The organism is Corallococcus sp. CA054B (genome assembly GCF_003611625.1).
Taxonomy (GTDB): Bacteria; Myxococcota; Myxococcia; order Myxococcales; family Myxococcaceae; genus Corallococcus; species Corallococcus coralloides.
On record NZ_RAVY01000106.1, the window covers coordinates 11,900 to 33,627 of the forward strand.

Consider the following 21,728-nt stretch of genomic DNA (forward strand, 5'->3'; position numbering starts at 1 on the left):
TTCACCGGACTGATTCCATCCCATACGCAACGGATTTCACGCCAACAACAATCCCGTCGCAATGTCGAATGGGATTGTCAATCCAAGACATCCTCGCGTAATCAATACCTCATCCGGGTTCCCCGGATCGGCTGTCGTCCCCCCTGACAGCCTGAACCACAATCCAAGAGAATGACAATGACGACTCGAAGCCTCGGGTTTCGTGCGTGGCGTTGGAGCGCCGTGCTTTCCCTGCTGGCGCTGACGGGCTGTGCCGTGGAGCCCCAGCCGCGGGAGCAAGCCCCCGACCAGGAAGAGCAGGCGAAGGTCCTGGAGCAGCAGGCGCATGAGCTCACCCCACCCGCGGGGTGTACCGAGATCACCATGGGCGCGCTGTCGAACGGCGTCCAGCTGACGCCGGTGATGTACGGCGGTCAGCCGACCTATCAGGGCACGTTCAACGGCCTGGGAGACCCGGCGCTGAAGGACACCGCGTTCGTCCGGCTGGACGTGAACACGGCGACGGGCGTGCATGACCTGGCGGCCGGCGGCGCCAACACCTTCACCTGCGAGCAGTGCGTCTACGGCTACCAGGACGCGGGCACGGCGGGCCAGAAGCTGTTCGTGGCGGACACCGGCGCCCTGCTGCTGGCGCTCAAGGTGTCGCCGCAGCAGTCGGTGGGCGTGCTCTTCAACGTGACGCTGCGCGAGTCGGTGAACGCGGCGCCACTCAGCGCGCCCTACAAGGGCAGCGCGGTGGTCCCGGGTGGCGAGTGCAAGTGGATCCGCTACGCGACCTGGAACACCGTGCGTCCCATGGGCTGCGACCCGCGCGAGGGCTCGTGGACGGCGAACGTGCCGGGGCACACCTGCGTGGCGGACAACTACTTCGCGGATGACGGCACGCTGGAGAAGTCGCAGGGCACGGGCACGCAGGGCGCGGCCTGCACCCGCACGCCCGCGGCGGACGCCAACCACCCGGCGACGACGGACTGCGCGGAGGGCTTCGCGTGCTCGGACCTGTTCACGGATGAGCGGCAGTGCCTGAAGACGTGCGACCCGATGGCGGCGGTCCCCGGCTGCCCCACGGGCACCATTTGCGGCGTCTACGGCACGTGCATCGAGCAGGCGGTCCTGGAGCCGCTCGGCTTCGACTTCGACCCCGCCCTGATTGGTGAGACGTGCACCAAGAGCTACGCCGAGTTCTGCGGCACGGAAGGGGCGCGCGGCGCGTGCGTCAGCCTGAACGGCCAGACGAAGTGCCAGCCCTACGCCCGCGCCCGGTCGGAGTGCGGCCCGGGCGAGGAGCTGGGCTTCATCAACTACCCGCTGTCCGGTGGCGGCTACGACCGCACCACCGGCTGGTGCTACCACGACGGTCTGTAGTCCCGGCGTGGCGGGGAGCCCGGCCGTGGAGGCCATGGCCGGGCTCCCTGAAGTGACAATGTCTCCAGGGACGGCACTCCGGGTGTGAGCGACCCGGTATGCTGACGCCCATGCTCTGTCCTGCCTGTACGGAACCGCGCGCGCCAGACTCCGGGCCCCTGTGCCCGGAATGCGGTGCCGCCCTCGTGCCCGCCGCCGGGCGGCACCTGGATGACTTCGTGCTGGCGCGGATGCGACGGCGCATCGAGCACTGGCGCTTCGATGGGTTGCTGGACGCGGCCACGGCGGAGCGGCTGGAGGCCTCGCTCACGGCGCCTGCCGAAGCGGTCGCGAGCGTTGTGGAGGTGCCCGCGCCCGAGGCCGTGGGGGTTCCGGTTCCGGTGGAACCGGCGCTCGACTCCGCGGCGCGCGTGGAGGCCTGGGCGGATGACGTGGCCCATTCGCTGCGTCGCGCGGGCGGGTGGCGTCCGGGGTGGCTGGCCTCGATTGCGAACTCGCTGGATGAGACGGCGCGGGCGGAGCGGGAACAACAGGCGGCGCGGCGGCGGGTGGTGGTGGCGCCGGATGAGGGCGAGTCCTCCAGCGAGGAGGACCTGGGTTCGGCGCTGGGGTCGGGGCAGGCGTTGTTCGGGCGGGGGCACCTGGACTCGCTGGGAGGCAGTGGGCTGGAGGCGGTCATCGCGCTTGATGAAGGCGACAACCCTCCCCGCTTCAACGAGTACATCTGGTGGTTCCTCGGCGCGGTGCTCGTGCTGGGCGGCTCGCTCATGGGCGTCCGCGAGGCGTGGCGGGCGCTGGGGGGAGTGCCCCGGCAGCTCATCGTCACGGGCGCGCTCTTGGGCTACCACGCGGCCTTCATCGGGCTGGGGGCGTTCCTGGCGCGGCGCTCGCGGTCGGCGGGGCGCGTGCTCGCGGGCATCGGGCTTGGCTTGCTGCCGGTGGTGTTCATCGCGCTGTCGGCCCTGGTGGCGCTGACGCCCAGGGTCGGCGTTCCCACCGCGCTTGGCGTCACCGCCATCGCGCTGTTGCCGCTGCGGGCCGCGGGACGGCTATGGCCCGGGGCTTCCGCCACGACCTTCGCGGTGGCGCTGTTCCCGTCGCTCCTGGCGGGGCTCCCGCTGATGGGTTGGGACGACGCGCCCTGGCTGCGGGCGCTGTGCGCGTTCGCGGGCGTGGTGGCGCTCGGCGCGTCCTTGTGGCGGGCGCGGGTAGCAGCTGCGGGCGAAGGGGCGCTCGAAGCATCGCGGGCAGCGGAGGCTGGCGCGGTCGAGGCCTCGCCGTGGCAGGCGCGGGCGGCGGATGCGGGCGAAGGGGCGCTCGAAGCATCGCGGGCAGCGGAGGCTGGCGCGGTCGAGACATCGCCGCGGCGGGCGCGGGCGGGCTCCGCTTCGTTCGCCGGGGTGGGCGCCGCGCTCTATGGCGCGCTCTGGCTGGTGGTCTTCTGCGTGGCGAGCGGCCCCTCCGGGTTCGATGCACTGGAGCCCGGGGCGCCCCTGTTCACGGGGCTCGTGCTGTGGGCGGTAGCGCTGGGCGCGGTGGTGGCGGTGGGGGCGTCCTCGGAGGCCGTCCGGGCGGCGCATCCCCGCGCGGCCCCGGTGTTCGAGACGCTGGCGCACGCGGTGGTCGCCAGCGGCGCGCTCGCGGGGGCGCTCGGCGCCTTCTCGGTCTTCCCGGGTGAGGACGCCTGGGTGGATACGGCATCCATCTGCGCGCCCGTGCTGGCCGCGCTCGTCTTCTTCCTGCTGGAGTTCCGCCGGCGGGCCCTGGTGCATCCAGCCGTCATGGCCTCACTGCTCGCGGGGGTACTGGTCGCACGCGTGCAGGCACCGGACGATCCGGCGTGGTGGTGCTTCGGTGTCGCGGCGGTGGCCTCCGGGCTGATGCTCCTGGCGCGCGTGACGCTCTCCGGCGTCCTGCGCCCCCGGATGCTCGCGTGGAGTGTCGTCGTCTCGCTGGCGACGATGCCCGCGTTCTCCGTGCTGGCGTGGACGCAGGGGACGAACGCGCCCTGGCCGCAGGCGTACACGGGGGCGGTCATCGCGTTCGCGGCCCACTTCGCGGGGCGGTGGAAGTGGCGGGGCCTCCATTATCTGGGCGGTGTCGCGCTGCTCTTCGGGGCGCTCTCGGCCGTGGACGGGACTCCATGGCTTGCGTCCAGCGCGGCGAGCCTGGGCGTCTTCTCACTCGCGGCGGTGCTCTACGGCCTGGGCGGGCTCGCGCAGTCGGCGTGGCTGGAGCGCCAGGGCCTGCGGGACGCGTTCCGGCCCCTGGAGGACCTGTCGCTGGCCATCGCCGCGCTCGGGGTGGCTCGGGCGCTGGGGGTCGCGCCCGCCTTGCCGGACGTGCTCGCAGGGGTCGCGGAGCCCTTCTCGACGGTGCTCGCCTGCGTGCCCACGGCGGTGGCCACGGCGGTGCTGCTGCTGCGCGTCCGGCGCGATGGCAGCCGGCTCGTCGGCTTCGTGGCGGCCATGGGGCTCGCGCTCACGGTGTCTCAGGGCCTGGGCACGGTCTCCGACTTCGCTTCAGCTCGGGCCGCGCTCGTGGCCGCGGGGCTGGCCTTCGGCTTCGCGCTCTTCGCGATGCTTCGCGGCCCGGGACTCGACACGGTGAAGGGCCGGCGGCTGCTGGATGTCTTCCCGCTGCCGTTCGGCGCTCGGGGACGGCCGCTCTTCACGGATGGCTTCGCGGGCGCGGCGCTCGTGCAGGCGGTGCTCGCGGTCATCACGCTCATCCACTGGGTCGCCCAGCCCGACAGCGCCGAGCGTCCGGTGGCCCTGCTCGCGGGCGTGCTGCTCTCGGCGGGGGCGCTGCTGGCGTTCGTGTCGCGTGGCTTCGTGGTGTTCCAGATGCGGGGTTCGGTGGTGACGCTCGCCCTGAGCGGCGGGTTCATCGCGCTCACCGGCGCCGTCAATCGCGCGGGCCGGCCGCTTCCTCCCGACGTGTCCGCCTGGCGCGTGCCGCTCATCGGCATCGCGCTGTGGGTCCTGGCGCTGGGCTTGCGTCGCGTGGGGCCGTGGGTGGCCCAGCGCCTGGAGCGCCCCAAGCACGGGTCGCTGTATCACCTGGTGCCTCACCTGGGCGTGGCGGTGCTGGCCGTGCTGCTCCTGCGCTCGGCCGTCGTCGTGGGCCTGCCGGGTCCGTCGCGCGCCCTGGGGCTGGTGCCGCCGCTCCTGGTGCTGGGGCCGGCGCTGCTGACAATCCTGCTCGCGGCCTCGTTCCGCTCGCGGGTCCTGGCGCATTGGGGGCTCGTGCTGGGGCTTCCCGGCGCCGCGCTCTGGGCCGCGCAGCAGTCGCTGCTCGGGAGCCCGCTGGTGGCCCTGCGGCCTCCCGACGGGCAGTGGATCCGCGCCACGGCGGAGCACCTCATCAGCCCTTCGCTGGGATGGTTGCACCCGGACGCCTGGATGCCGCCGGGCAGCACCCACGTCCTCCTGTGGGAGCAGGGGTTCGCGGGCATCGCCGCCGCCGGCCTTGTCTACGCGGTGTTCGCGGTCGCGGTGGCCCGCGTGGACGCGGGACGTGCGTTCTTCCGGCGGCTGCTGTCCCTGGGCACGGATGACCGCCCGGGCCCGTTCCTCGATGCACTGAGCCGGGAGACGCTCACGGCCGTGGTTCTCGTGGCGGTGGCGGCCTTCTTCCAGCCCGGCGTGCTCGCGGCGGACCTCGTCCTCGCCACCGGTGCCGTGCTGTTCGTGGGGGGCGCGCGAGGGCGTGGGCGCGGCGTGGTGGGCCTGGGGCTCCTGCTGCTCGTCCATGCCCTGGCCCACCTGATGCCGCACCTCGAGCCGTGGCCGGGCCCCACGCTGGCGCTGCTGGGGCTCGGGGTGGTGGTCGTCGCCCCCTGGCTCGCGAAGCGGCGGGGCCACGACGAGGGCCGGACGCGACTGCGTGCCCACCTGTCGGTGCTGCCCTACTTCATCGCGGCGACGGTGTATGCGCTGGCCGTCGAAGGGCACACGTCCTCGACGATGGCCGTTCCCGTCCTCGTGATGGAGATGCTCTCGGGACTGACGGGCGAATGGCTGATGTCCTTCGCCGTCCCCCTGACGCTGGGGCTCCTCTCGGCGGCGCTGCTCGTGGCGGGCTTCCAGTGGCGCGGGGCGCTCGCGGGCTTCATCGCGGGGCTCGGGACGATGGTCGCCGGGGGCGCGGTCGTGGCCACGGGGCTGGCGTTCCTCGCGCAGGCCAGGGCTCCCTGGGACCCCACGTACCTGCCCCTCTTCACCCGGTCCGGCGCGGAGCTGGCGCTGGCCGCCGCGGGGAGCGCGCTGGCCCTCCACGTCACCCGCCGCGTGACGTCCCGCCGCCGGAGTGACGTCGCGGGAGGCATGGGCTGGGGCCGCGACCTGTGGCTGGTGGCGGGCGCGGCGCTGCTCGCGGCCGTCGCCGTGGGAGGCCAGGCCTCCGAGGACGTGCTGCCCGTGGCGCTGGCGGCCATCGGGCTGGCCGTGGGCGTGTCCCTGCACGCCGCGTGGCGCGAGCACACGGGCCGCCATGTCTACTTCGTGCAGCTCGCCGTCGTGGGCGTCTACGCGCTGGTGCGAGGGTTGTACGCGCAGGGCCTCCGCCCCGAGCATGACGCCCTCTTCGCGCTGTCGCTGGGCTTCGTCCTCGTCGGGGTGACGGTGCTGGCGCGCAGGGCGGGCGTGCGTCCCGTGGAGCGGGCGACGCGGCGGTTCGCGGCGCTCCTGCCCATCGCGGTGGCGCTCATCCTCCCCGGCGACGCGACGGGCGATGCCGCCCTGCTCGCGGGAGGCTCCGGCCTGCTGTACGCGGCGCTGGGCGCGGTGGAGCGCAGCCGGATGTTCGGCGCGTTCGCCGCGGCGGCCTGCAACTTGGCGCTGCTCATCGCCGCGCTCGCGTTCGGCCTGGAGGGGCTGGAGGTGTACCTGGCGCCGCTCGGGCTGCTGCTCCTGATGATGGGCCAGCTCTTCACGTCCAGCCTCCCGCACGCGGCGCGCAACGTGGTGCGCATCCTGGGCGGACTGCTGCTGTATGTGCCCGCGGCGGCGAAGCTGACGGCCAGCCTGGGCGAGTCCGAGGATGGCACGTATGCGATTGTCTTCGGCGCTGTCTGCCTTCTGGGCGTGGCGGTGGGCATGGCCCTGCGCATCCGCGCCTACCTGGCGCTGGGGACCCTGTTCCTGCTCCTGGACGTGGTGGCCAACCTGCTCGACGCGGGCCTCAGGGACCACCGCATCGGCTTCCTGGTGATGACCCTCACCGGCCTCACCATCGTCACCGGGCGCGTGATGGCGACCTTGAAGCGCCAGGAATGGGACCTGCTGCTGCGGCGCGTGCGCGTCCAGCTGCGGGGCTGGGACTGACGGCCCGTGCGGGGGGCGGACGGATTCCGTGCATCGATTTCGGGCCCGGGGGCTCATCGGAAGCGATGAACGCGTCCTTCCGAACCCTGCCGGTATGCCTGTTCCTGCTCCTGTCCTCGCGCGGGCAGGCCGCGCCGCCGGCCGCCGCCCCGAAGCCCGCCCCTACCCGGTCCGTGAGCGGCCCGACCGACGCCGAGCGCTACGCCCGCCGGTGCCAGTCCCAGTCAGCCCAGCGCATCGCCCGGCCCCAGGGGACGATGCTGTGGGGCACCAAGCGCGGCTGGGATGAGAAGCCGACGGACGAGCGCACCAGCGTGCTCGTCTCCGTGGCGCTGGACGCTCCCAGGCAGGCGGAGGACGGGGTGAAGGCGCTGCGCTTCGACCAGGGCCGGCTGTGGGCGGTCCCCGCGCCGGAGGCCGGGGCGACGGCCAGCGACGTGGTGGGCACCGTGCTCCAGGGCACCGCCAGCGACGGCAAGCCCGTGGAGGTGGCCATCTGCGGCGCGGAGCCCGCGGCGGATGACCCCACCCGCGTCTTCTACCGCATCGAGGCCTGGAACCCGGTGGCCCGCGAGTGGGAGAACCCCTGCGTCGCGCTGGACCGCTCTCCCGCGCCCCGGGCCCTGGCGGTGGGCGGCGTGTGGGACGCGAGCGGCGCCCACGCCGACGCGGCGGACCGGGTCACCTTCGCGTGTGAGAACGGCGCCATCTCCAAGTGCATCCTCTGGGGCTACGCGCCCTGGGCCACCCGGGACGGGAAGTCGCTGGCCGGCCTCCACCAGGCATGCACCCGGCTGGCTCGCGCGGACTACTGCGGCAACGGCCGGAGCCACACGCGCCAGGACACCACCATCGACATCTACGACCGGCTGGGCGTGCTGGAGCGCGCGACGGAGGTGACCCGCGAGTGGGACCCGGCGAAGGGGTCCTTCGAGGCGGCCTGGGCACCCGACGGCGCCACCTGCCTCTCCCGCACCCGCGACGGCCGCGCGCTGGAGGGCATCCTCCAGGAGTGCCCCGGCCGCTTCCAGGCGGATACGGGCGACGCACTCGCCGACGGAGAGGTGTGCACGGTGCGCCGGGGCGACGTGAAGCCCGGGGCCGCGCTGCTGCGAAACCTCTCCTATGGCCCCCCGAGGGCGAAGCCCGCGCGCGTGCAGTAGCTCAGCCTTCGGACGGAGGCTCGCGCTTCTCGTCGAGCAGTTGGCTCAAGGTCAGGTCCAGCTGGCTGTCCACGAAGGCGATGAAGCTCTGGAAGTCCTCCGTGGAGAGCCCCAGCTGTTCCTGCAGGCGGCGCCGGGTCTCCGTGTAGACCTGCTGCTGCACCCGCTTCAGCCAGCGGGAGATGGTGGACTGGTTGACGCGGAAGAGCGGCGCCATCTCATACGTGGAGAGCCGGTCGGCGAAGTGGAGGCGGAGCAGATGGCGGTCCTCGGCCGACAGCGTGGCGGCGGCTTCCCTCACGGCCTGACGGAAGGCCGCGTGGTGGCGGCGCTTCATCACGTCCAGCTCCGGGTCCAGCCCCTGCGCGGGCAGCGCCTTGAACAGCTCCTCCGCGTCGTCCTCCGTGGAGGGCTTCTCCTGTCCGCGCAGCTTGTTGGTGATGCGGCTGGCGATGACGACCACCCAGCTCAACAGGCCCCCTCGCCCCGTGTAGTCCGCGATGGCGGGCGCGTGGCCCGCGTTGGCCACCAGGAGCTTCACGCCCACGCGCTGGCGGACCTCGTCGATCATCGCGTCGGGTTGGCGCAGGCTCCGCAGCCGCTCCGGCAGCCGGGCCAGGTAGTGGCGCTCGAAGGCCTCCAGCGCGACGGAGTGGCCCTGGAGGCACGCGCACGCCAGGTACAGCTCCGGCAGGGACAGGGCGGAGACGAGCGGCGCGATGGGCGCGGTGGGGCTCGCCGGGGGGAGCCGCTCCGCGACGTGGGTGACGAAGCGCTCGGCGGACAGCGGGACGCCGGGCCAGCGGGCCTGCGCGTCCTCCCAGGCGCGAGACAGCAGGGCGTCGAGTTCCGCGAGCGCTTCCGGCGAGGGGGCCACGAAGCGCGTCTTCGTGTGCGAGAGGAAGGTCGTGGCCAGTGCGGACACCTGGGACATGGCAACGCCATACCATGCCGCGCCCCTGCCCGCCCCCCACGCACGCCGCTCGCACGGTGCGAGGTGCCGTGTCCGCGTGTGTCATTGAACGCCGCGCGCCGCATGGCTAGCGTGAAGGTCCCCACTCCGTGAGCGCGCCCCCTTCCAGCTGTCTGACCGACGACATCCTGGTCCAGCTCCTCGAGGATCAGCTGACGGATGAGGCGCTGGCGCAGGTGCACCGCCACGCCGCGGGCTGCAACGAGTGCCGGGGCATGCTGGCCACGCTCACGCCCGGCATCCAGCGCTCGTCCGTGGAGGACCCAGAGCCCTCCGACGAGAGGGAGACGGACCGGCTGCCGCCGCCGGAGCCAGAGCCCTGGACGCCGCCGCCGTCGTTCGATGCGTTCCGCCTGGAGCGCCCGCTGGGCCGGGGCGGGATGGGCATCGTCTACCTGGCGCACGACACGTCGCTGGACCGGCGCGTGGCGGTGAAGTTCATGGCGGCGGCGCAGCCGGATGAGCGCTTCCGCGACCTGTTCACCACGGAGGCCCGGGCGCTCGCGCGGTTGCAACACGCGAACATCGTCAGCGTGTTCAGCGTGGGCGCGGTGGATGGCCACCCGTACATCGTCTCCGAGTACGTCGTCGGCGAGACGCTCGCGGAGCTGCCCCTGCCGGTGCCGTGGCGCCGGGTGCTGTCCCTGGGCGTGGGACTGGCGCGGGGGCTCGCGGCGGCGCACCGGCAGGGCGTCCTGCACCGCGACCTCAAACCCTCCAACGCGCTCGTCACGCGCGAGGGCGAGGTGAAGCTGCTCGACTTCGGCCTCGCCGAGCGCCTGGAGGTGGGCGCGGAGCTGGCGTCCGGCTCGCCGCTGCTCGTGGGCACCCTGCCCTACCTGGCGCCGGAGGTGCTCACCGGAGGCCCGGCCTCCGCCCGCAGCGACCTGTACGCGCTGGGCCTCATCCTCCATGAGCTGTGCACGGGCCAGGTGCCCCGCCGTGCCTCGCGGAAGCCCGAGGACACCCCGCCCCGCGCCGCGCTGGGTCCGGAGGTGGACCCTGACTTCGCCGCCCTCATCCAGCGCTGTCTCGCGGTGGATCCGCTGGAGCGCTTCAATTCAGCGGAGGCGTTGAGCGAATCACTGGAGCAGTTGGAGCGCTCCATCGCGCCCGCGCCGCTGGCTGCTGGCAATCCCTATCGGGGGCTCGCGCCGTTCGCGGCCGAGCACCGGGCGCTCTTCTTCGGACGCGAAGGCGACATCCGCGCCGTGCTGGAGCGCCTGCGCACGCGGCCGTTGGTGCTCGTCGCTGGCGACTCTGGAACGGGCAAGTCCTCGCTGTGCCGCGCGGGCGTGCTGCCCCGGGTGGCGGCCGGGGACCTGGGCGACGGACGCGAGCCGCAGGTCGTCACGCTGTGGCCCGGCCATCGCCCGCTCGAAGCGCTGGCCGCCGCGCTCGCGCCGGTGCTGGGGCGCAGGGAAGCAGAGCTCGTCACCGCCCTCACGGACACGCCGGCCTGGCTGGGACAGGCGCTGCGCGAGACGCATGGACGCGGGCGGGGGCTGCTGCTCTTCGTCGACCAGCTGGAGGAGCTGCTCACCCTCTCCGACCCCGGACAGGCCGCGCACTTCGCCCGCCTCCTGGGAGAGCTGGCCCTGCCGTCACCGGGCGTGCACGTGCTGCTGGCGGTGCGCGGCGACTTCCTCACGCGCCTGTGCGCGCTCCCGGGCCTGGGAGAGGAGGCGGAGCGGGCGCTCTACATCCTCCGGCCCCTGTCGCCCGAGGGCGTGCGCGAGGCCATCATCGGCCCGGCCCGCGCGCGGGGCGTGGCCTTCGAGTCGCCGGAGCTGGTGCGGACGCTCGTCGATTCCACGGCGCATGGCGTGGGCAGCCTCCCGCTGCTCCAGTTCGCGCTCGCGGAGCTGTGGGAGCGCCGCGACGCCGCCCGGGGCCGCATCACGCGCTCGGCGCTGGAGGCGATGGGCGGCGTGGCCGGAGCGCTGTCCCGGCATGCGGACGGCGTGCTCGCGCGCATGAGCCCCGCGGAACATGCGGCGGCGCGGCGGCTGTTGCTCCAGCTGGTGACGGCGGAGGGCACGCGCATCGAGCGTGGCGCGGAGGACCTCGCGGACGCCTCGGATGAAGTGTCCCGCGCGGCGCTGCGTGTGCTCGTGGAAGGCCGGCTGCTGCACACGCGCACGGTGAGCGGCCTGCCGCGCTGGGAGATCGCCCACGAGTCGCTCATCTCCAGCTGGGGCACGCTGCGCGACTGGCTGGACGACGACATCGGGCACCGCGTGCTGCGCAAGCGCGTGGAGGCGGCCAGCGCGGAGTGGGACCGCCTGCGCCGCGCCAGCGAGGCCCTCTGGGGTCAGCGCCAGCTGGATGAAGTGCGGGGGCTGGAGCCCGCCACCCTGGGCAGCCGGGAGCAGGCCTTCCTCCGGGCATCCCACCGGGCCGTGCGCCGCGCGCGTTGGGGACGGGGGCTCACCGCGCTCGTGCTCGCGCTCGCCGTCCTCGCGTCGTATGGCGGGCTCCGACTCCAGGCGTACCTGGAGGACTCGCGCTTCATCGCCGCGGAGCTGGGCACCGCGAAGGAGGCGCTGGCCTCGGGGCGCACCCTCGCCGCGAGGGCGCTCGCGAGCCGGGAGGAGTCGCTGGCGATGTTCGATGGCCGGCCGCCCTCCTCGCTGGGCCCGGAGACCGCGACGGATGCCACGGGGCTGCGCAGCGCCGCGGAGAAGCGCTGGACGGAGACGCTCGCCCTGCGTGACAAGGCGGAAGCGGCCTTCACCCGCGCCAGCCGGAGCCTGGAGCGCGGCCTGGATCGCGACCGCCACCATCCCGACACGCGCCGGCTCATCGCGGAGGTCCTGTCCGAGCGCGTCCTCCTCGCGGAAGCGTTCCACCAGCGCCACGAGCGCGACGCGTGGCTCCAGCGCCTGGAGCAGGAGGTGGACTCAGCGAAGGAGGGCGGGGCCTCCCTGCGGCGGTTCCACGAGCCCGCGGAGCTGGTGTTCGAAAGCACGCCGCCAGGAGCCCGCGTGTCCATCACGCGCGTCCTGCGGAGCGACGGGCCGTTCCGCCGCGAAGCCGTGCCGGCCACCGGAAGCTCGCGCTTCGTCCTCCCGGAAGGCTCCTACCTGCTCCACGTCACGCAGCCGGGACGGGTGCCCCTGGACGTCCCGGTGTTCCTCACGCACGGCGCCCGTGAAGCGTTGCGCCTCACGCTCCCCACCCAGGTGCCCGAAGGCTACGTCTACATCCCGCCGGGCTGCTTCCTCCTGGGCAGCGCGGAGCCGGAGGTGGTGCGCCGCTTCACCTTCAGCCCGCCCATGCATCGCTACTGCCTCACCGGCGGCTATCTGGTGGGCCGCGACGAGGTGACGTTCGGAGACTGGCTGACCTACCTGGAGGACCTGCCACCGGACGCGCCCGCGAGGAGGATCCTCGCACAGCCGCACTTCGGCGACGGAGGCACCATCACGCTGCGGTGGCGGCAGGGCACGGGCTGGGTCTTCACCTTCCATCGCACCCGCGAGGAGTTCCGCACCGCGAAGGAAGGCGAGCCCCTGCTCTACGCGGAGCGCACGCGGCACGCGAGCGTGGACTGGAAGCGGCTGCCTTTGTCCGGCGTCTCCGCGCAGGACCTGGAGGGCTACTTCTACTGGCTCCACCGGACGAAGCGGCTGCCGGGAGCGCGCCTGTGCGGCCAGCACGAATGGGAGTACGCGGCCCGGGGCGCGGACGGCCGCCGCTATCCCCACGGCGACCAGCTCCAGCCCGACGACGCCAACATCGACGCGACGTATGACCGGCGGCCGCTGGCCTTCGGGCCAGACGCGGTGGGCACGCATCCCGCGTCGGTGAGCCCGTTCGGCCTGCGGGACATGGCGGGCAACGCGTACGAGCTCACGCGCTCCGTGACGCCGGAGTTCGGCAGCGTCGTGCTCCGGGGAGGCTCCTGGTATTACGACTCGTTCGTCGCTGCGAGCGCCGACCTGTCCCCCGGTGACGCGACCGCGCGGGACGTGCGCATTGGCGTGCGCGTCTGTGCTTCGTTCGACCCGCGCTGACGCGGACTTCAGCCAATCACATACACGCGGTTCTGGATGCCGTCCTCCATGATGTGGCGGCCCAGGCGCATCCCGAGCCGCTCCGCCACGCGGATGGACGCGGCGTTCTCCGGGTGGATGATGGCCACCAGGGGGACCTGCGGCAGGTGCCGCGCCGCCAGCGCCAGCGCCACGCGGGACACCTCCGTGGCGTACCCGGAGCCCCAGGTCTCGGGCGTGAAGCGGTAGGCGAGGTTGAGCACGCGCTGGCCCTCCAGCTCCTTGTGGCGCAGGCCGCCCAGGCCCACGACGACGCCGGGTGCTTCCAGCCGCTCCACCAGCCAGTACCCCACGCCTTCGCGCGCCCAGTCCTCCAGCCAGAGGCCCATGACCCGCCGCGCGTCGTCCAGCGTCTCCATGTAACCCCGGCGGCTGAACTGGTTCGTCGTCGGATCCGAGTGGAGGGCGAAGATCGCGTCCAGGTCGTCTTCGCGAATGGCGCGGAGCAGCAGCCGGTCGGTGGTCGTGCGTTCGAAGTGCTGAAGAAGCATGCCGGGCAGTCTACGTGAGCCAGTCCAAGGCGTTGTCCTCCAGAGGCGGGAGCCAGCCCCTGCGGCGCCGGGCGGAGACATCCTCACGCCAGGTCTCCCGTCCTCCCGGGATGGGCCAGGCGCGCGAGACGGTTCCCCTGGGATTGGGAGTGAAGTTGAGCACCAGCATGCGGTTGACGCGGTCGACGGTCTCCGGCGTCGCCCCGGACCGCAGCTGGAACTCCGCGCTGAACAGGGCGCCCTCCTCGCGGACGGCGCTCGCCGGCCGCGGCGCGGTAACGAAGGGCCACAACCCCAGCAGCGGAGGCTCCACGCCTTCGAGCAGCGCCGCGTGCAGGCGGTCATGGCCATCCAGCACCAGCCACTTCGCCAGGATGTCCACGTAGAGCAGCAGCACGGGCGGCAACGTCCCGTCTCGTGCTCGCTTGCGCCAGCTCTTCACGCGTCCATCCTCGGGTGAGGAGGGCACGCGCAGTCCGAGCACCACCCCCGGCGTATGTTCGGTCCGCGCGTTCCACCAGTCCTCCTGCCAGGCGGTGAGGAACCGCGTCACGGCGGACAGCGAGTGCGGCGGCATGGGCGGCTGACCGAAGCCCCATTCCATGGGGGAGACCGGATGCCGCTCCGCCTTCTCCGCGGCGATGGCGCGCACGGGACGCAGACACCAGGACCCGGAGTGGAGCACCGGCAGCGGGGCCTCCACGAGCGCACGCGCCATCCGCCAGTCCCAGGCTTCCCACCAGGCCTCGGTGCCGGACGCGGCCTCCACGGCCCGGACCTCGGGCGCGGACAGGGGCGGCAGGACCTGGGGGAACAGGGCCGTTCCCCGGAGGAAGACGGCGCGGTCCCAGTAGGAATCAATGCGGGCCCAGAGCAGCGTCTGCCCCACGCCGCGCAACCGGATGCGGTAGCCGGGCGCCGCATCCAGGTGCATGGCGGGCCTCCGCGCCCAGCGGCCCGCGGCGGGGACATGCAGCAGCAGGCCGGGGCCAGGGGTCTCCAGTCCCCAGCTCCGCGTGTCATCGGCGACGATGGAGACTCCCGGGTTCATGCGCCGCGCTCCTGGTGATGCCCGGGCCCCACGGGCTGCTGGAGCGTAGCCGACCGCACGCCAGGCATGCGGCCGTGCACGAACGCCCGCCTCCCCCTGCCGTCCCGCGCGGGCGCACCCCACCTTGGGGCAGGAGGTGATGCGATATGGCGGACAGGATTCTTGAACAGCAGCATGAGCACGAGCGGGAGCAGGAGCGCGAGCGGCTGCGCGAGCAGGAGCAGAAGGACCTGGAGGTGGAGTCGCATCGCGGCGCTCGCCCCCTGGAGGGCTTCGCGGGAGGCCACACCACGTGGACCGGCGACCAGGACGACGATGCCGCCGCTCGCGTGCACGCCGGTGACGCCGAGGCCTCCTGGGAGGCCAGTGAGCGGCAGGCCCGTCTGGAGCCGCCCGAGCCCGACGCAGAGGACGACACCGGCCGCCGCGAGTAGCCGCCCTCAGCGCTTCCACACCCCACAACCGGCGCGCTTCTTCCACGAGGAGGTCGGGAGACTCCTCGGGGAAGAAGCACCTGGCGCCGGGCCTGCGGAGTCAGGGCGCGCAGTAGCGCAGCGAACGCAGGGTGTAGCTCCGGGGGGTGTCCGTGGCGGTCATCGTGAGCGCCCCCAGCTGATGCCCCGCCAGCTCATGCAGCCGCACCCATGACGCGGTGCCGTTCATGGGAATGGACGCGGCGCCGGGAGTCCAATCCTTCACGACGCCGGTCGGGCTCCGCCCCCAGAGCCGCCCTTCGAAACCGAAGGCGCCATCCCCGCCGGGGTTGGGAACCGTGGGCATGGAGAGCCACGCCAGCTGGAGCCCCCGCGAGGTCATCGTCGCGCCGAACAGGGCGGTCTGGCCCCCGCTCGTCGAGGTCAGGCTCTCCGCCATGCCCTCGTTGAAGAGGGACCGCACCTGAAGGAACTGGGGAGTGGGTCCATGCGGGTCCCGGTAGAGCAACGTCGGCTCGCCCGCGCCGCCCTCTTCCGAGGGAGCCGTCAGCATCAGGCTGGGAGCGGCCGCGTACTTCACGGTGAGGATGCGCTCGTCGCCCACGGGCAGGAGCTCGCGGTCGTAACGCTGCAGCCAGACGCGCGTGTCATCGAACGAGCCCGCCTTGTTCTCATTCGCCTTCACCAGGAACCCGCCATCCCCCAGGCCCAGCACCTCCGCCGCGGAGAGGTCCAGCGAGTCCGACCGGTGCAGCACGCGGGGAGCCGCCAGGACCTGGCCCGCGGGATCCACGGTCATGCCCTGCACCTCGCGGGCACCGGCCAGCTCCCACGTCCAGGTCACCGCGAGCCGCTCTCCATCCAGGGAGGGGGCCACGTGCCCATTCGCCCAGGTGTAGGGCCCTTCGAAGAGGACGACGCCCTCGCCGCTGGGCGCGCCCAGCTCATCGAGCTGCGTGAGGCTTCCCCGGACGAAGTAGCTCGGCTCTGAGTACACGACGATGGAGAAGAGCGCCGGCCCGCGAGAGGTCCGCAGCAGCTGGGTCCTCGTCACGCGAATGGGCGCGGGCGACAGCGGCAGGGCCGCCGAGCCCTTCAGGGTCAGGGAGGCATCGAGCCGGAGGAACTCGATGGCCGACAGGCCGTTGGAGGAGACGAACAGGAAGCCCCCTTGCACGGGCAGGCTGTCCGCCCATCGGGTATCAGGAGCCCACTGCATCGGCGCGACATCCGCCCACGTCGTCGGATCCATCACGCCGTCGCAGTCGTTGTCCAGACCGTCGCAGCGCAGCTCCGACGCCTCGTAGTCCGCGCCGTAGGAGCGCGCCGTGCACACGGGCTCATGGGCACCGTCCACCCACGCCCGCTTCGCCCCCGCGCACACGCCCTGGGTCTTCTCGCAGGGCGCGCCTTCCGGCACGCCGCTGTCCACCGTTCCCGCGTCCGCGACGCCCGCGTCGTCCGAGGTGCCCGCATCCGTCCCGGCATCCACCTGCGTGCCGGCATCCGGCACGGGGCCCGACGGGCTCGTGGAGGAACCACAGCCCGAGACCAGCAGGGCCACCACCAACGACAGACTTCCCCACGACATCCTCCGCGCTTGCATGTTCCCCTCTTCGTGCTGCCCTGAAACATCAGGTCCCCAACGCCCAAGCTGTATCACGCGCCTCCGCGCAGCACCGTGAGCCCCCGCAGGAAGTCCTCCGGCAGCGGCGACTCCACCTGGACGAGCTGGCCCGTGGCGGAGGACGGCACCTCCAGCCGCCACGCGTGCAGGGCCTGACGCCCCACCGCGAGCGCCGCCGCGTGCTTGCGCGCCTCCTCCGTGCCGTAGAGCGAATCCCCCAGCACCGGGAAGCCGGCCTCCGACAGCTGCACGCGGATCTGATGCGTGCGTCCGGTGTCCAGGTCGATGTCCAGGAGCGCCCCCTCCCGGAAGCGCTCGCGCACCGTGAACGTCAGCGCCGCCCGCCGCGCGGAGGGCACGCGGGTCGTGAAGCGGCGCGGATCCTTCGGGTCCCTCGCGTACGGTCCTTCCAGGTGCCCCGTGTCCGGCGGACGCCCCAGCACCAGCGTCTGGTAGCGCTTGTCCACGCGCTTCTCCTGGAACGCCTTCAGGAGCGCCGCCACCGCGTCATCCGTCCGGGCCAATGCCAGACATCCGCTCGTCTCCCGGTCCAACCGGTGCACCACGCCCGGCTGGGCCACGCCCTCCACGTCGAACGGCGGGCACCGCGCCGCGAGCAGCCCCACCACCGACGCCGCCCGCCCCTCCGGCTCCACCACCAGCCCCGGCGGCTTCGCCACGATGACCAGCGCCGCGTCGTCGTACAGCACCGGCAGCTCCGGGCCCTCCGCTGAGGCATGCGGCGACGGCCGGGGCTCCGGCGTCTCCAGGGTGAGCTCCTCGCCGCCCCACAGCTTGCGCGTGGCCTGCGCCTTCTTGCCCCGGATGCGCACGCGCCCTGCGTCCAGCATCGCCCGGGCCCGCTCCGGCGTAAGGCCCGGGACGTGCTTCGTCAGGAACCGGTCGAGCCGCTCGCCGGCAATCTCCCGGGGAACCACGAGAACCTTGTGCCGCGTCATGGCTTTCCCCGTCTCCCAAGGCAGGCAGGGAGTCAACCACCGTGTAGGCGTGCGCTTACCGAGCATGCGTCAGGGACGCGCTGTAGAACGAGCATCTCCGTGGCCACCTCCCTGTTCTCCCGTTCGGGCTCCGCCCGGGCCCTGACCCATCGCGACTTCACCCTTCTCTGGCTGGGTACGCTCGTGTCGAACATCGGCACGTGGATGGAGTCCGTGGCCCTGGGGGTCTACGTCACGCAGGTGACGGGACAGGCCGCATGGACGGGCGGTGTCGCCGCGCTGACGCACCTGCCCTCGCTGGTGCTCGCGCCCCTGGGTGGCGCGCTCGCGGACCGCTTCGACCGGCGCACCTTCATGGCCGTGTGCGTGTGCGTGCAGGCGCTGCTGGCCGCGTTGCTCACGGTGCTGGCCGCGACGGGCAACCTGTCGGTGCCGTGGGTGGCGGTCCTCTCGCTGCTCAACGGCGCGTTCAGCACGCTGATCATCCCCTGCGCCACGGCGCTCACCGTGGCCGTGGTGCCCCCGGAGGACCTGCACAACGCGCTCAGCCTGGACTCGGCGCAGTTCAACCTGGGCCGCATCATCGGGCCCGTGCTGGCCGCGCTCGTGCTGACGCAGGTGGGCATCGCCGGGGCGCTGTTCGTCAACACGCTGTCCTTCCTCGCCGTGCTGCTGGCGCTCGCGGGGATGCGCGGCGCGGCGAGCCCCCTGCCGCCCAAGGCGGAGGCGCTGTGGGCCGGCATCATGCGGGGCGTGCGTCTGGCGTGGACGGATCCAGGCATCGCGCTCGCGTTGGGCTCCGGGGCGCTGGTGGGTCTGCTCATCTCTCCCTTCGTGGGCCTGGTGCCGGTGTTCGCGCTGAAGGTGCTGGGCGGGGACGCGACCACCACGTCCATGCTGCTCACCGCGCAGGGGACGGGCGCGGTCATCGCGGCGTTCGGCTCCGGCGCCCTCGTCGCGAGGATGGGGCGGCGGGTCTTCCTGGAGGCGTCGCTGCTGCTCGTGGGGCTGTGCTCCGCCGCGTACTGGCTCTCCCCCTCGCTGCCGGTGGCCCTGGTGACGCTGTTCATCCTGGGGGCCGTGTACCTGGTCGCCTTCACGGGCCTGAAGACGGTGTGCCAGGCGCGCACGCCGCCGGAGCTGCAGGCGCGCGTGAGCAGCCTGTTCCTGCTCCTGGTGAACGCGGGCTACATCCTGGGCGTCTGGGGACAGGGCGCGCTGTCGGACCGCGTGGGTGTGCGGCCCATCACCGCGGGCTGTGCGCTGCTCTTCTTCGGCATCGTGGTGGGGATGCGGACCCTGCGCGCACGGGGACTTGCCGCGCTGGGCACCTGAGCGTTCAGCCTCCCGCGGTCCCCTTCGCCGGCAGGAGCGCCAGCACGCGCGCGAGCACCGCGACGCCCTCCTCGTACTCCGGCAGGTCGATGTGCTCGTGGGGCGTGTGGTCCAGCGCGGCGTCGCCGGGGCCGTACGCCACGGTGGGCACGGCCCACGCGGAGGCCACGGTGTTCCAGTCGGACGTGCCCGTCTTCAGGCGCAGCGTGGGCTTCACGCCGCGCTCGCGGATGGCCTGCTTGAAGACGCGGGAGAGCGCGTCGTTGCCGTTGGTGGACACGGCGTTCTTCCGAGCCACGGTGCGCACCGTCACGGTGGGCACGGTGGCCAGCGCCGCGAGCAGCGCGTCGGTGTCCGTGGACGGGCCGGTGCGGATGCTCACCGCTGCCGTGGCCCACTCCTCCGTCTCCGTGGCGCCGGTGTGGAAGGCGTTGAGGGAGGGCAGGTTCTGCTCGAAGAGGGACGGGCGCTCGCGGTTCCAGTCGTCACACAGGCGCTTGAGCGCGTTCCACGCGTCGATGACGTGTTCCGCGGCGGCGCGGTAGTCGCGGCTCGCGGTGTGGCGGCGGCTGGCGCGGTGCTCCAGGTCCAGGCGCAGCAGTCCCTTGTAGCCAATGGTCACCGCGTGCGCGCCGCTGGGCTCGCCGTTGATGACGAAGTCCGGGGCGTACTGGTCGCGCACGTGCAGGGCGCCGCGAGTGATGGCGACCTCCTCCTCCACGCAGCCCAGGAGCAGGAACTGCTTGCCGGCGCGCTCCGCGTCGTCCAGCAGCTCCACGGCTTCGATGAACGCGCACAGCGGGCCCTTGGCGTCCACCGCGCCCCGGCCGTAGAGCTTCTGTCCCTCCAGCCGCACGGGCACTTCTCCGGGCACGGTGTCGATGTGGCCCAGGAACGCGATGACGGTGTCCCCGTCGCCGTAGCGGGCGACGGCGTTGCCCACGGCGTCGGTGTGGGCCCGCCAGCCGCGAGCGCCCAGCCGCTCCACCAGTGCTCCGGCGAAGGAGGCTTCCTGGTGGCTGGGGCTGTACTGCTCCACCATCCACCGCAACAAGTCGACGCCCGGCTCACGCGCCCGCATCCGCCCTGCCTCCATCGCGAAGGGTGAACTTCGTGCCGCCCGCCTCCTCCAGCGCGCAGAACACCGGCCGTGCCACGCGCGACGCGCTCACGTACGCGGTCGGGACGCCGCCCTGCAGCGCGCGGCGCACGGCCTCCAGCTTGTAGCGCATGCGTCCGCCCGCCAGCGGCATGCAGCCCTCCACGTCGTCGCTGGAGCGAACCAGCGAGGCGGGGTCCTTCGGATCCGCGAGCAGCCCCGGCACGTTGGAGAGGATGACCAGGGCCTTCGCGCCCAGCGCCGCCGCGATGGACGACGCCACATGGTCCGCGTCCACGTTCACGAGCACGCCGTCCTCCGTCACCGCGGGAGGACACACGACGGGCACGTAGCCGCCCTCCAGCAGCGTGCCCAGGAGCGACGCGTTCACCGAGGAGACCTCTCCGGCCAGATGCTCGCGGTCGATGCGCATCCGTCCCTCGGCGTCCTGCAACTTGAGCGGCGGCCTGCGGCGCGCGGTGAGCACGCGGCCGTCCGCGCCGCACAGCCCCAGCGCGGTGACGCCCTTGGCGAGCAGCGCCAGCACCACGGCCTTGTTGACCTCGCCCACCCACGCCATGGTGAGCGCGCGAAGCGTGGGCGCGTAGGTGAGGCGCACGACGTTGCCGTTCGCGGTGGTGGCCTCCGGGCGCGCCAGGCCCAGCGAGCCCAGGAGCCGCTCCCCCGCTTCCGAACCGCCATTGACGACGACGACGCGCTCGCCCTGGCGGACGAGTTCCACGACGTCCGAGCAGACGTTCTCCAGGTCCACGCCCGCCGCGCCGCCAATCTTCACGACGACGGGACGGCGGGACGGAGCGGTGGGGGCGGCGCTCATCCGATGACGCTCGCGCCACCGTCCACGAGCTGCACGGTGCCGGTGATGAAGGAAGCGCGCTCGCTGGCAAGAAACACCGCCGCGGCGGCGAACTCCTCCGGGAGCCCCACACGCTTGAGCGGGATGTGAGCGCCCATGGCGCGAAGGCCTGCCTCCACGTCACCCGCGTTGCCAGCGGTGCGCTCCACCGGAGGCGTGCGCATGTAGCCCGGAGCCAGCACGTTGACGGTGATGCCGGCGTCGCCCAGCTCCTGCACCAGCGCGGCGGAGAAGCCGACGATGCCCATGCGAGCGAAGCCGGACAGCGCGAAGCGGGCCACCGGACGGTGCACCGTCTCCGAGGTGATGAACAGCAGGCGTCCCCATCCGGCCTTCTTCAGGTGAGGCAGCGCCGCGAGCGCCAGGGAGATGGGCGGCAGCAGCACCGCGTCCGCCGCGCTCCGGTACGCGTCCACGCCGAAGGTGGAGGCCGGACCGGGAGGAGGACCGCCGCTGTTGGTGACGACGACGTGCAGCGAGCCCAGCTTCGCCACCACGTCATCCACCCAGCGGCGCACGTCCGCGTCGTCCTTCACGTCCACGCGGGTCGCCAGCACCCGGCCGCCCCGGGCCACGGACTTGAGCCGAGCCTCCGCTTGGGCCAGCCGGTCCGTATCCCGAGCGCCAATGGCGACATGCGCGCCCTCCTTCGCCAGTTCCTCCGCGACGGCGAGCCCCAGCCCGCTGGAGCCACCAGCGACGAGCGCGACCTTGTTGGCGAGTCCCAGTTCCATCCGCGTCCCTCCAGAAGTTGGAGCACGGCTGCGCTTCAGCGAGCGCACCGCACATCACCGACCACGCATTCACAGGTCGCGGCATTCCAGCCGGCCCCGCACGACACCCGCTCCGCCAACCGCCCCCGTCCGCACAGGCGCGCCCGTCGAACGTCCTCTCCGCCCAGGCCCAGCGCCAACGATTGCCCCGTCGCGACAGGTCCCCACTTCGCGCCGGACGGAGCCGCATTGACGG

General features: G+C 72.9%; 14 protein-coding genes. 6 read left to right on the forward strand and 8 right to left on the reverse strand.

Translation table 11 applies throughout. From position 1 onward, the window contains the following. The first annotated feature begins 222 nt into the window (after positions 1-222). The 3 genes from D7V80_RS23980 (at position 223) to D7V80_RS23990 (ending at position 7,855) form a co-directional block, all read left to right on the forward strand. Positions 223-1,365 carry a hypothetical protein gene (locus D7V80_RS23980; RefSeq protein WP_233585668.1) on the forward strand — a complete coding sequence of 381 codons (1,143 nt, stop codon included), beginning with the start codon at positions 223-225 and terminating at the stop codon, positions 1,363-1,365. 98 nt (positions 1,366-1,463) lie between these two features. Next, a complete protein-coding gene (locus tag D7V80_RS23985; protein ID WP_120590370.1) occupies positions 1,464-6,692 on the forward strand; it encodes a hypothetical protein in 5,229 nt (1,742 codons plus the stop codon). Between the two features lie 65 nt (positions 6,693-6,757). Next, positions 6,758-7,855 (forward strand): ADYC domain-containing protein, encoded by a 1,098-nt coding sequence (locus tag D7V80_RS23990; RefSeq protein ID WP_120590371.1) that lies wholly within the window; start codon positions 6,758-6,760, stop codon positions 7,853-7,855. Position 7,856: 1 nt separating this feature from the next. On the opposite strand, the gene D7V80_RS23995 is transcribed toward D7V80_RS23990, so the two are convergent. Beyond that, positions 7,857-8,789, reverse strand: coding sequence for a sigma-70 family RNA polymerase sigma factor (locus tag D7V80_RS23995; RefSeq protein WP_014394912.1), 933 nt, complete (start codon positions 8,787-8,789; stop codon positions 7,857-7,859). Positions 8,790-8,917: 128 nt separating this feature from the next. Here D7V80_RS23995 and D7V80_RS24000 point away from each other — a divergent pair, with 128 nt between their 5' ends. Beyond that, on the forward strand, positions 8,918-12,847 hold the full coding sequence (locus tag D7V80_RS24000) for a bifunctional serine/threonine-protein kinase/formylglycine-generating enzyme family protein (RefSeq protein WP_120590372.1): 3,930 nt from the start codon (positions 8,918-8,920) through the stop codon (positions 12,845-12,847). 8 nt (positions 12,848-12,855) lie between these two features. Here D7V80_RS24000 and D7V80_RS24005 read toward each other — a convergent pair whose 3' ends face one another. Both D7V80_RS24005 and D7V80_RS24010 read right to left on the reverse strand, forming a co-directional pair. Further along, positions 12,856-13,377 carry a GNAT family N-acetyltransferase gene (locus D7V80_RS24005; RefSeq protein WP_120590373.1) on the reverse strand — a complete coding sequence of 174 codons (522 nt, stop codon included), beginning with the start codon at positions 13,375-13,377 and terminating at the stop codon, positions 12,856-12,858. A 10-nt stretch (positions 13,378-13,387) separates the two neighbouring features. After that, on the reverse strand, positions 13,388-14,428 hold the full coding sequence (locus tag D7V80_RS24010; protein WP_120590374.1) for a hypothetical protein: 1,041 nt from the start codon (positions 14,426-14,428) through the stop codon (positions 13,388-13,390). Positions 14,429-14,574: 146 nt separating this feature from the next. Between D7V80_RS24010 and D7V80_RS24015 the strand changes: the two genes are divergently transcribed. Then, complete coding sequence (locus D7V80_RS24015; RefSeq protein ID WP_120590375.1) at positions 14,575-14,862, forward strand: hypothetical protein; 288 nt, start codon at positions 14,575-14,577, stop codon at positions 14,860-14,862. Between the two features lie 100 nt (positions 14,863-14,962). Here D7V80_RS24015 and D7V80_RS24020 read toward each other — a convergent pair whose 3' ends face one another. Next, positions 14,963-16,453: a putative metal-binding motif-containing protein gene (locus D7V80_RS24020; RefSeq protein ID WP_147447200.1), complete on the reverse strand. Its 1,491-nt coding sequence runs from the start codon at positions 16,451-16,453 to the stop codon at positions 14,963-14,965. 68 nt (positions 16,454-16,521) lie between these two features. Next, positions 16,522-17,448, reverse strand: a complete 927-nt coding sequence (locus D7V80_RS24025; RefSeq protein ID WP_120590377.1) for an RluA family pseudouridine synthase — start codon at positions 17,446-17,448, stop codon at positions 16,522-16,524. Positions 17,449-17,547: 99 nt separating this feature from the next. Here D7V80_RS24025 and D7V80_RS24030 point away from each other — a divergent pair, with 99 nt between their 5' ends. Beyond that, entirely contained in the window at positions 17,548-18,783 is a 1,236-nt protein-coding gene (locus D7V80_RS24030) for an MFS transporter (RefSeq protein WP_120590378.1), read from the forward strand. 4 nt (positions 18,784-18,787) lie between these two features. Here D7V80_RS24030 and D7V80_RS24035 read toward each other — a convergent pair whose 3' ends face one another. The 3 genes from D7V80_RS24035 to D7V80_RS24045 are packed head-to-tail and all read right to left on the reverse strand — an operon-like array spanning position 18,788 to position 21,493. After that, positions 18,788-19,864 carry a M20/M25/M40 family metallo-hydrolase gene (locus tag D7V80_RS24035; protein ID WP_120590379.1) on the reverse strand — a complete coding sequence of 359 codons (1,077 nt, stop codon included), beginning with the start codon at positions 19,862-19,864 and terminating at the stop codon, positions 18,788-18,790. Next, positions 19,851-20,720, reverse strand: a complete 870-nt coding sequence (locus tag D7V80_RS24040) for a [LysW]-aminoadipate kinase (RefSeq protein ID WP_120590380.1) — start codon at positions 20,718-20,720, stop codon at positions 19,851-19,853. Before D7V80_RS24040 ends, D7V80_RS24035 begins: the two co-directional genes overlap by 14 nt. After that, entirely contained in the window at positions 20,717-21,493 is a 777-nt protein-coding gene (locus D7V80_RS24045; protein ID WP_120590381.1) for an SDR family NAD(P)-dependent oxidoreductase, read from the reverse strand. Before D7V80_RS24045 ends, D7V80_RS24040 begins: the two co-directional genes overlap by 4 nt. Between the last annotated feature and the right edge of the window lie 235 nt (positions 21,494-21,728).